This is a genomic window from Pseudomonas sp. S4_EA_1b, from assembly GCF_016307435.1.
GTDB classification, from domain to species: domain Bacteria; phylum Pseudomonadota; class Gammaproteobacteria; order Pseudomonadales; family Pseudomonadaceae; genus Aquipseudomonas; species Aquipseudomonas rhodesiae.
In genome coordinates this window covers 1-9,636 of sequence record NZ_JAEILC010000128.1, presented here as the reverse complement: position 1 = coordinate 9,636, position 9,636 = coordinate 1, and the positions used below count along the sequence as shown (strand labels likewise).

12 protein-coding genes and 1 pseudogene are annotated in these 9,636 nt (G+C 59.8%); 2 read left to right on the top strand and 11 right to left on the bottom strand.

The genetic code is table 11. The annotated features are described in order from the left end of the window. A partial coding sequence (locus YA0848_RS31040; RefSeq protein WP_198731486.1) for a cysteine synthase family protein occupies positions 1-941 on the bottom strand: 941 nt, incomplete at its 3' end. A 512-nt stretch (positions 942-1,453) separates the two neighbouring features. Here YA0848_RS31040 and YA0848_RS31035 point away from each other — a divergent pair. Both YA0848_RS31035 and YA0848_RS31030 read left to right on the top strand, forming a co-directional pair. Continuing rightward, on the top strand, positions 1,454-1,618 hold the full coding sequence (locus tag YA0848_RS31035; RefSeq protein WP_232925219.1) for a DUF6124 family protein: 165 nt from the start codon (positions 1,454-1,456) through the stop codon (positions 1,616-1,618). Between the two features lie 253 nt (positions 1,619-1,871). Beyond that, a pseudogene (locus tag YA0848_RS31030) lies at positions 1,872-2,018 on the top strand (IS5/IS1182 family transposase); the annotation flags it as partial. 108 nt (positions 2,019-2,126) lie between these two features. Here the strand turns inward: YA0848_RS31030 and YA0848_RS31025 are convergent. The 10 genes from YA0848_RS31025 to ccmA all read right to left on the bottom strand — a co-directional run bounded on the left by YA0848_RS31025 (position 2,127) and on the right by ccmA (position 9,484). Continuing rightward, positions 2,127-2,522 carry a lipoprotein gene (locus tag YA0848_RS31025; RefSeq protein WP_040266271.1) on the bottom strand — a complete coding sequence of 132 codons (396 nt, stop codon included), beginning with the start codon at positions 2,520-2,522 and terminating at the stop codon, positions 2,127-2,129. A 14-nt stretch (positions 2,523-2,536) separates the two neighbouring features. Further along, the gene (gene ccmI, locus YA0848_RS31020; protein ID WP_034096636.1) at positions 2,537-3,730 is read right to left on the bottom strand and encodes a c-type cytochrome biogenesis protein CcmI; all 1,194 of its coding nucleotides are present in this window, start codon (positions 3,728-3,730) and stop codon (positions 2,537-2,539) included. Further along, on the bottom strand, positions 3,723-4,196 hold the full coding sequence (locus YA0848_RS31015; protein WP_034096635.1) for a cytochrome c-type biogenesis protein: 474 nt from the start codon (positions 4,194-4,196) through the stop codon (positions 3,723-3,725). The genes ccmI and YA0848_RS31015 overlap by 8 nt, the downstream gene beginning before the upstream one ends. After that, on the bottom strand, positions 4,193-4,729 hold the full coding sequence (locus YA0848_RS31010; protein ID WP_040266267.1) for a DsbE family thiol:disulfide interchange protein: 537 nt from the start codon (positions 4,727-4,729) through the stop codon (positions 4,193-4,195). Before YA0848_RS31010 ends, YA0848_RS31015 begins: the two co-directional genes overlap by 4 nt. After that, a complete protein-coding gene (locus tag YA0848_RS31005) occupies positions 4,726-6,714 on the bottom strand; it encodes a heme lyase CcmF/NrfE family subunit (RefSeq protein WP_099313108.1) in 1,989 nt (662 codons plus the stop codon). Before YA0848_RS31005 ends, YA0848_RS31010 begins: the two co-directional genes overlap by 4 nt. A 3-nt stretch (positions 6,715-6,717) precedes the next feature. After that, complete coding sequence (ccmE, locus tag YA0848_RS31000; RefSeq protein WP_034096632.1) at positions 6,718-7,173, bottom strand: cytochrome c maturation protein CcmE; 456 nt, start codon at positions 7,171-7,173, stop codon at positions 6,718-6,720. Beyond that, entirely contained in the window at positions 7,170-7,346 is a 177-nt protein-coding gene (gene ccmD, locus YA0848_RS30995; RefSeq protein WP_034096631.1) for a heme exporter protein CcmD, read from the bottom strand. The genes ccmE and ccmD overlap by 4 nt, the downstream gene beginning before the upstream one ends. Beyond that, a complete protein-coding gene (locus YA0848_RS30990; RefSeq protein WP_034112681.1) occupies positions 7,343-8,098 on the bottom strand; it encodes a heme ABC transporter permease in 756 nt (251 codons plus the stop codon). The genes ccmD and YA0848_RS30990 overlap by 4 nt, the downstream gene beginning before the upstream one ends. 85 nt (positions 8,099-8,183) lie before the next feature. Beyond that, a complete protein-coding gene (gene ccmB, locus YA0848_RS30985) occupies positions 8,184-8,852 on the bottom strand; it encodes a heme exporter protein CcmB (protein ID WP_034096629.1) in 669 nt (222 codons plus the stop codon). Next, positions 8,849-9,484, bottom strand: a complete 636-nt coding sequence (gene ccmA, locus YA0848_RS30980; RefSeq protein ID WP_034112678.1) for a cytochrome c biogenesis heme-transporting ATPase CcmA — start codon at positions 9,482-9,484, stop codon at positions 8,849-8,851. Before ccmA ends, ccmB begins: the two co-directional genes overlap by 4 nt. Positions 9,485-9,636 lie beyond the last annotated feature (152 nt).

Sequence of the window (9,636 nt, the reverse complement as noted above, 5' to 3'; positions counted from 1 at the left end):
TCGCTGTATTCCGGATAGTTCCCATCCCATCGACTTTTGTATTTCCAAGAGCTATCAAAAAACAAAGTAACAATATTCTTATTACTAAATGCAGCAGCGATTTCTTCACAAATAAGTATATTCGCTCCGCAAGTCGGACCGACTGCAAGTCGTTCTTCTGCTATAAACCTCTTCATTCGAGCCCAAGAGGCAGGACCATCAACCACTCTTATTTCATCAATAAGCGCGGACACAGTATTCGCCGATAGAACTCCAGCTCCAAGCCCCATGAGATTATGAGAGCAGTGTTTAAAAACCAGATCATTTCTTTTTGCATACAAAGGCGCTGAACTGTCAACCTCAATCCCAACAGTTTTTATATTCTTGTATTCGCGCTTTAATATTTCAGCAATACCGGAGAATGTGCCTCCAGTCCCTATAGAACATACGAAAAAATCAGGCACCACATCAAGCCCCTTCAGCGCTGCCACTATTTCCTTTCCACAGATATTCCAAGCCTCCCTATTTAAGATATTCTCGGACTGATCGAGAAAGTAGATACCACTTGAGAGATTTGTAGCGCGATAACTTTTAGCTCTTGCGACCGCTCCGGACAAAAACTCTTCTTTTGGAGTTTCAATTATTTGCGCCCCAAACGAGCGAATTTGCGTTTTTCTTTCTTCAGTCATCCCCTCAGGCATAAATATTTTTACACCGTAACCTTTAGCTCTACCTATCCAAGCAAGTGCCGCACCGCCATTCCCCGTGGAGCAGTCTACAAGGATCATACCCGGTTCAATTTCACCGCTTCGCTCCAACTCGCTAACAATATTCAAGTACGTTCTATCTTTATGGCTTCCTGAAGGATTTAGAAACTCACATTTGGAAAAAACTCTATTCCCGTTCAGAGAAATAGTCGCCAACTCGACAAACGGAGTATTACCGATATCTAGCAGATTCATCTGAAACCCCAAGACATTTGAATATCTTGAAGCTAACTGATTACTCACAGAAAAAATAGCTAGCCAAACAGATAGGTACTCAAGTGATTTCCACTACCCCATGTATAGGAATGGTCTGTCAGACCAAATATCGATAAACCACTTTAAAAACCAAGTCAAACTCTCACGACTTTTCTTACAAACTTGTTGGCTTACAGTTGCTATGAGGCATCGTTAGCCCTTAGCAATCGCAGCTCATCAGCGATCAGGCTTGGTTGCCTGGATTAGAATGGCGCATAGTGCCGCGAACGCGGCATTATCATTTTCGTGTAATGGCGAGCTGTGCTTGGGAGGGCTCACGCCCGGCGGGACTTCCATTCCCTGGTCGACCAACCTGAATACTGCTCGCCACTCTTCTGCATGGTCGCTGACGCGGTAAGCTCCAACTGAATGGAGATGTACTGCATGAAAAAGGTCACCCCCAATCCCCCCCGCCATCCGCTTCGAACGTGATTCCACAATCCACGCCGAATATGATCTTCACCCTCCACCTCGGCCTCAGCACCGAAGCGGCATTGAACAACCCCAGCGAGATGCTGGAATCCGCGACCGCCTGTGCCTACGATTGTGCCGAGAGCCTAGATGGCGCAAGTCGCAAGCGGGTGCTGGCGTTAGTGCAGATGGCTGAGAGCGCGTAGCTGTCGGTGAATGAAACACTGGAGCGGGAATATCCTGTGACTTGATGGCTGAGAAAACCTCTAGTGGTTGGGCAAGTTGAATCTTCGCAGCGCCCCTCCCGCACATGCTCTCCATGTTTCGAGGAATGGGTTTCAGGATGAAAAAGGCAACCCGAACATACGGTGTGAACAATTAACAATCTGCGCGGCGCTCAAAGAAATGCTCCGTATCGAAAGGTACGGAGCATTTTTCGTTATGGCCGACATCCAAGGAGAGCGAATGCTGGCGCATCCAGCAATGATGACCGCTCGGAGATCCATCGTTGCGCATCCGCTCGGCAACCTTGAGCAGCGGTTGTTTGGCAATGCTCGCCTCCTGCTGCGACAGCTTGAGGGTACAAGAGCCGAAATGGCGTTGGCCTTTTTCCGCTTGCTGTCTGCACAAAAGCAAACGCCCCGAGCAAGTCGGGGCGTTTGCTTGGAACCACCATCAGTGCGTTTTCACACAGTCTGCGAAGGTCGCCTTTTGTCACTGCGCGTATTGCTTACTCAATCCCGGCGGCACGCCGTGCACGTCCGTCTCCTCCCATGGCCCGTTGGGGCTGATGGAGCGGCTCCAGCCGTTGCTCCAGCGGTAGTAGGTGCGCTGGCGGTAGAAGGTATCGGGTTGTTCGTCCAGCACATACACCTGCATCTTGCCGTCCCAGTGGCTGGCGGCGCCCGGTGGTGGGGCGAAGGTCGGGGACTTGGTTGGCAGCGGCTTTGGCGGCGGGGTTACCGGGCCGGACGGTTTGGTGCTGGGCTGGGTCGATGGGCCCGACGGCGGGATGGTCGGGCCGGTCGGCGCAGGCGGTGGCCGGTGGACCGCACAAGCGCTCAGGCCCAATACCAGGCTGAGCAAGGTGATACGTGCGAATGCGGTCATGGCGTTTCCTCGAATTACTTGTCCGGACTGTCGATGGTCAGCTGCTGCAACGCAGTGGTGGAGCTGGCCAGGGGTTGGCTGCGGCCGATCCACTCGCCGGCGGTCGGTTGACCAGCCCGGGATATGCGCGCAACCAGTTGGACTTCGGGGAAGTTGGACAGTTTCAACTGCGGCATCATCGCGTCGGCATCACCCAGTTCGACGGTGATCGGCAACTCGGCCACGGTGACGCGCTTGGCCGCCAACGGCGCCGGCGGGCCACTCACGGCACGGGCGAAGATAAACACGCTGTCGCCTGGCAGGGCCTTGGCCTTTACGTCAGCGGACACATCCACGCGCACTTTCAAGGTTGCCGCCTTAGGCGCCTGGGCGACGGTGCCGCCACTTTCCTTGAGTTTTTGCGTGGCGCGGTCGATGCCGCCTTGCAGCGCGACGCGGGAATTGTCTTCCGGCGGCAGTTGCGCGAGTAGACGCCCCCAGTAGTCGATAGCGTCCTGATAGCGCTCGCCTTCAAACGCGGCGATGCCGAGCAAGCCGAGGCTGGTGACTTCTTTCGGGTCGAGCTTCAACGCCTCGTCCGTCAATGCCTGGATCTTCGGCGACCATTGTTTGTTGTCGGCAAAATACTGGGCCTGGGCCCACTGGCCGAGCAGTTCCGGCTGGCGACCGGCCAGGGCCACGGCGCGCTCGAAGACCTTGGCCGCATCGGCGGAGCGATCCTGGGCCATGTAGGCGCGACCGAGGAAGTACAGGCCTTCGGCGGAATCCGGCTGGGCGGCGGCGGCGCGTTCCAAACGCTGGGTCATGTCTTGCAGGGACACTGGCGGCTGGGAGAATTCGCGGGTCAGTTCCACCTTGTCGCTGGCACCAAAGTGCAGGTACAAGCCCAGGCCCAGCACCGGCACCAGAAACGCGGCCAGCAACGGCAGCGGTTTACCCAGACGCGATTCGCGGGGGGCTTCCACACCTTCGGTGTCGGCCAGCAATTCGCGGGCGGCTTCGGCGCGGCCGGTGTCAAGTTGCGCGGCGTCGAGCACGCCTTCGGCCTGCTGGGTTTGCAGTTCGGCCACGCGCTCTTGGTAGAGCGCCACATTCAGTGCGGTGCGATCCTCCTCGCGCTGGGCACGGCGGCCACGTAACACAGGGATCAACAGAAAACTCAGGGCAACCAAAAGCAGCAAGCCTGCTGCGAGCCAGAAATCAATCATCAGAGGTTTTGTCCAGCAAGTGGTCGAGACGTTGGCGCTCTTGAGGGGATAGCGCGTCGGAGCCATCGGTGGGCGCGGCGCGGCGACGGCGGACGATCACAGCCATTACCACCACACCGGTCAGCAACAGCGCGGCGGGGCCAAACCAGAGCAACGCGGTCTTGCCGGTCAGCGCCGGTTTGTAACGCACAAAGTCACCGTAGCGGTCGACCATGAAGTCGATGATCTGCTGGTTGTCCTTGCCCTCCCCCAACATGCGGAAGATCTCTTTGCGCAGGTCAGCGGCGATGGGCGCGTTGGAGTCGGCAATGTCCTGGTTCTGGCATTTAGGGCAGCGCAGTTCTTTGGTCAGGTCGCGAAAGCGCTCGCGCTCGGCGTCATTGGCGAACTCATAGGTGTCGATGGCGGCGTGGGCCACGCCGGCCAAGCCCAGTGCCAGTACGGCAGCGGCTAACAAGCGCTTCATGGCTTGGCCTCATCAACCAGCGCCTGGTACTTGGCGGCCAATTGCTCGCGCCATACCACTTCGTCGATCACCCCGACGTACTTGTCGCGGATCACGCCCTTGGCATCGATGAAGAAGGTTTCCGGGGCGCCGTAGACGCCCAGGTTCAGGCCGAGATTGCCGTCTTCGTCGCGGATGTCCAATTGGTATGGGTTATGGAACTCGGCCAGCCATTTAAGCGCCGCCGCGTTGTCGTCCTTATAGTTGATGCCGTAGATCACCACGCCGCGCTCGGCCAGTTTGTTCAGCACCGGATGTTCCACGCGGCATGAGATGCACCAGGTGCCCCACACGTTGACCAGCGCCGGCTTACCCAGCAGGTCGGCACGGGTCAGGGTTTTATCGCCCTGCACGGTAGACAGGGAAAATTCCGGGAACGGCTTGCCGATCATCGCCGAGGGCAGTTCGGCCGGGTCCAGGTACAAGCCGCGATACAGGAAGACCGCCACCACCAGAAACGCCGCCAGCGGCAACACCATTAACCAACGCTTCATACCGCCGCTCCTTGCAGGCCGAGCGCTTCACGCACGCGGCTTTTGACCTTGACTCGATAGCGCCGGTCCAGTGCTGCCAGCAAACCACCGAAACCGGTGAGCAGGCCGCCGAACCAGATCCAGCGCACGAACGGCTTGACGTGCACGCGCACCGCCCACGCCCCCTCGCCCAGCGGCTCACCCAGGGCCACGTAGAGGTCGCGGGTGAAACCGGCGTCGATACCGGCCTCGGTCATCATCGAACTCTGCACGGTGTAGAGGCGTTTTTCCGGGTGCAGCACGGCGATTTCCTTGCCGTTTCGGACGACGCGCACGGTGCCTTTGTCTGACGTGAAGTTCGGCCCTTCGAAGTGCTTGGCGCCTTCGAAAATAAAGTGGTAACCGGCCAGGTCCATGGACTCGCCCGGTGCCAGGCGCAAGTCGCGCTCGGCGCTGTTCTGGCTGGAAAGCACTACGCCGAGGGCGCACACGGCAATGCCCAGGTGCGCGATCTGCATGCCCCAGTAGCTGCGGGTCAACGTCGGCAACCCTTTGATCAGGCCTTTGTGGCGGGTTTTGTCGACGATGTCGCGCACGCCGGCCAGCAGCACCCAGGCTGCCAGCAGGAACGTGGCCAGCACCGCCCAGTTGAAGTCGCCGTAGGCGATGCCCGCGATCACGGCGAGGGCCACGCTGCCCAGCAACACCGGCATCAACATGCCGAGCAACCATTTCACCGGGGTGTCTTTCCAGCGCACCAGTACGCCGACCGCCATCACCACCATCAACAAGCCCATCAACGGAATAAACAAGGCGTTGAAATACGGTGGGCCCACGGACAGCTTGGCGCCGCTCAACGCATCCAGCACCAGCGGGTACAACGTGCCGAGCAGGATCATCGACGCGGCCACCACCAGCACCAGGTTATTGCCCAGCAGCAGGGTTTCCCGCGACCACAGGTTGAAGCCCACCTGGCTCTTGACCACCGGCGCGCGCAGGGCGAACAGGGTCAGCGAACCACCGACCACGAACAGCAGGAATATCAGGATGAAGATGCCGCGCGCCGGGTCGGAGGCAAACGCGTGCACCGAAGTCAGTACGCCCGAACGCACAAGGAAGGTGCCCAGCAGGCTGAGGGAAAAGGCCGCGATGGCCAGCAGCACGGTCCAGCTCTTGAACACGCCGCGTTTTTCGGTGACCGCCAGGGAGTGAATCAGCGCGGTGCCCACCAGCCATGGCATGAACGAGGCGTTTTCCACCGGGTCCCAGAACCACCAGCCGCCCCAGCCAAGTTCGTAGTAGGCCCACCACGAACCAAGGGTGATGCCAATGCCGAGGAAAGCCCAAGCGACGATGGTCCACGGCCGCGACCAGCGTGCCCACGCCGCATCCAACCGCCCGCCGAGCAAGGCGGCGATGGCAAAGGCGAAGGCCACGGAGAACCCCACGTAGCCCATGTAGAGCATCGGTGGGTGCACGATCAGGCCGATGTCCTGCAACAACGGGTTGAGGTCACGACCGTCGGCCGGAACCTGCGGCAGGATACGGCTGAACGGGTTGGAGGTGATGATCAGGAACAGCAGGAAGCCGATGCTGATCATGCCCATCACGGCCAGCACGCGGGCCAGCATGATTTGCGGTAACTGGCGGGAAAACACCGACACCGCGAAGGTCCAGGCGCCGAGGATCAGCGCCCACAGCAGCAATGAACCTTCGTGGGCGCCCCACACGGCGCTGAACTTGTAGTACCAAGGCAGTGCGCTGTTGGAGTTATTGGCGACATAGGCGACGGAAAAATCGTCGGTCATAAAGGCGTACGTCAGGCAACCGAAGGCGAACAGCAGGAACGCAAACTGCCCCCAGGCAGCCGGCTGCGCCAGGCTCATCCACAGTCGATCACCGCGCCAGGCACCGAGCAACGGCACCACGGCCTGAACAATCGCCAGGCACAGCGCGAGGATCATCGCCAACTGGCCCAGCTCGGGAATAAACAGTGCGGACGTCATGGCTTAGCCCTCCTTCGCGGGTGCTGGGGCGGACTGGCCGCTGTCTTTCAAGGCTTTGGTGACTTCCGGCGGCATGTACTTTTCGTCGTGCTTGGCCAGCACTTCATCGGCCACTACCACGCCGTCGGCGTTGAGTTTGCCCAGGGCGACGATGCCCTGGCCTTCGCGGAACAGGTCCGGGAGGATACCGCGGTAGGTGATGGTCACGGCCTTGTTGAAGTCGGTGACCACGAAGGTGACGTCCAGGGAATCGCCGGAACGCTTCAGCGAGCCTTTCTCCACCATTCCGCCGGCACGGATGCGTGTGTCCAGCGGCGCTTCGCCATTGGCGATCTGGGTCGGCGTGTAAAACAGGTTGATGTTCTGCTGCAAGGCGCTCAAGGCCAGGCCCACGGCAATGCCGACGCCCACCAGGATGGCAAGGATGATCAACAGACGCTTTCTACGCAGCGGATTCACTTATCGGTCTCCCGGCGCAGACGACGCGCCTCTTGTTGCAGGTAACGCTTGCGCGCCAGGATCGGCGCGACGACGTTGAGGGCCAGCACCGCCAGGCAGATGCCATAGGCCGTCCAGACATACAGGCCGTGATGGCCCATGGCGAGAAAATCGCCGAAAGAACTGAAACTCATCCCCGCGCCCCCAGGCAGCTTTGCACTTCGGCCTTGACCCAACTGGCGCGGGCCTCGCGCTTGAGCACTTCAAGGCGCATGCGCATCAGCAGCACCGCGCCGAAGAAACAATAGAACCCCAGCACCATCAACAGCAGCGGCGCCCACATTTCCACGGGCATCGCCGGTTTTTCCGTGAGGGTGAAGGTGGCGCCCTGGTGCAGGGTGTTCCACCACTCCACCGAGTACTTGATGATCGGAATATTGATCACACCGACAATGGCCAGTACCGCGCAGGCCTTGGCGGCGCTGTCACGATTGCTGATCGCATTGCCCAGCGCAATCAGACCGAAGTACAGAAACAGCAGGATCAACATAGACGTCAGTCGTGCATCCCACACCCACCACGAGCCCCAGGTGGGTTTGCCCCAGATGGCGCCGGTGACCAGCGCCACGGCGGTCATCCACGCGCCGATGGGCGCGGCGCATTGTAGGGCCACGTCGGCCAGTTTCATCTTCCACACCAGCCCGACAATGCCGCACACCGCCAGCATCACGTAGCAGGACTGGGCCAGCAGCGCGGTGGGCACGTGGATATAGATGATCCGGAAGCTATTGCCTTGCTGGTAGTCCGGCGGCGCGAAGGCCAGGCCCCAGACCAGGCCGATGCCGATCAACGCTGCGGCGAAGAGGCTCAACCACGGCAGCAATTTACCGCTGATGCCATAAAACCATTTGGGCGAGCCGAGCTTGTGAAACCAGGTCCAGTTCATTGCTGTTTCCGTCACGGTTACCGCTTGTCGTGGCAAGCAGCTTAGGGTCTTTACTGGCGAAGGCATAACGCCCGGCCAGACCTCATTATTCGCCGACGCTGATCTTCAGGCCGGCGGCTATCGCAAAAGGTGTCAGGGTTACCGCCAGGGCGGTCAGGCTGCCAAGCCACAGCAGGTAACCGGTTGCCGGCATGCCCATGAGCGCGGCTTGCAAGGCACCGCTGCCGAGGATCAATACCGGGATGTACAACGGCAGGATCAATAGCGCCAGCAACAGCCCGCCGCGCTTCAAACCTACTGTCAGCGCCGCGCCCACCGCCCCCAGCAGGCTGAGGACCGGCGTACCGAGCAACAGGCTCAGCAGCAGGATCGGCAGGCATTCGACGGGCAAACCCAGCATCATCGCCAGCAGCGGCGAGAGCAAGACTAGCGCCAAGCCGGAAAAAGCCCAGTGTGCCAGTACCTTGGCCAACACCAGAAGTGGCAGGGGGTGCGACGAAAGGACCCACTGTTCCAGAGAACCGTCCTCGAAATCACTGCGAAACAGCCCGTCCAGCGAGAGCAGGACGGACAAAAGCGCCGCTACCCACACCAGTCCCGGCGACAAGGTTTGCAACAGTTTAGTCTCGGGACCGACCGCCAACGGGAACAGCGCAATCACGATGGCAAAGAACACCAGCGGGTTGGCCAATTCAGCTGGGCGGCGGCACAGCAAGCGCGCTTCGCGGGCGACCAGCAAGGCGAACACACTCATAGCGACCACCGCCCCAGGTCCAACTCACGGTAACCGGCGGGCACCCGCGTCAAACTGTGGTGCGTGGTGAGCAGCACCAGACCGCCCTGCTCGCAATGCCGGGCCAGGTGTTCTTCCAATTGGGCCACGCCTTGCTTATCCAGGGCAGTGAAGGGTTCATCGAGAACCCACAGCGGCGCGCCCGGCAAATACAGGCGGGCCAAAGCGACACGGCGCTGCTGGCCGGCGGACAAGGTGTGGCAAGGCACGTCTTCAAAGCCTTTAAGGCCGACAGCGGCCAGCGCCTGCCAGATCGCCTCGCGGGACGCGGGGTGATGCAGGGCGGTGAGCCAGCTGAGGTTTTCTTCGGGAGTGAGCACATCTTTGATACCGGCGGCATGGCCGATCCAGATCAGATTGCGCGCCAATTCGCCGCGCTGCTCGTTAAGAGGCTTGCCGTTGAGGCGCACTTCACCGGCCGTGGGTTGCATCAACCCGGCCAACAGGCGCAGCAGGCTGGTCTTGCCACTGCCGTTGGGGCCACTGACCTGCACCATGTCGCCGGCCGCCAGCCGCAGTTCGAGGTGCTCGAACAGCAGGCGCAGGTCGCGTTCACAGGCAAGCGCTACGGCTTCAAGAAGAGGGCTGGTCAAAAGATCGCGGGCCTTTACGGTTCAAGTCGGCGGTGCAGCGGCCGTTAAAGAGAGATGCACAATAACGGCTTTGGCGACCGATTTTAGAGAGCTGGATCAAATAGTTGTGAGGTTTTTACCGCTCTCTTTGCAGACGGGCGGCATTATACATG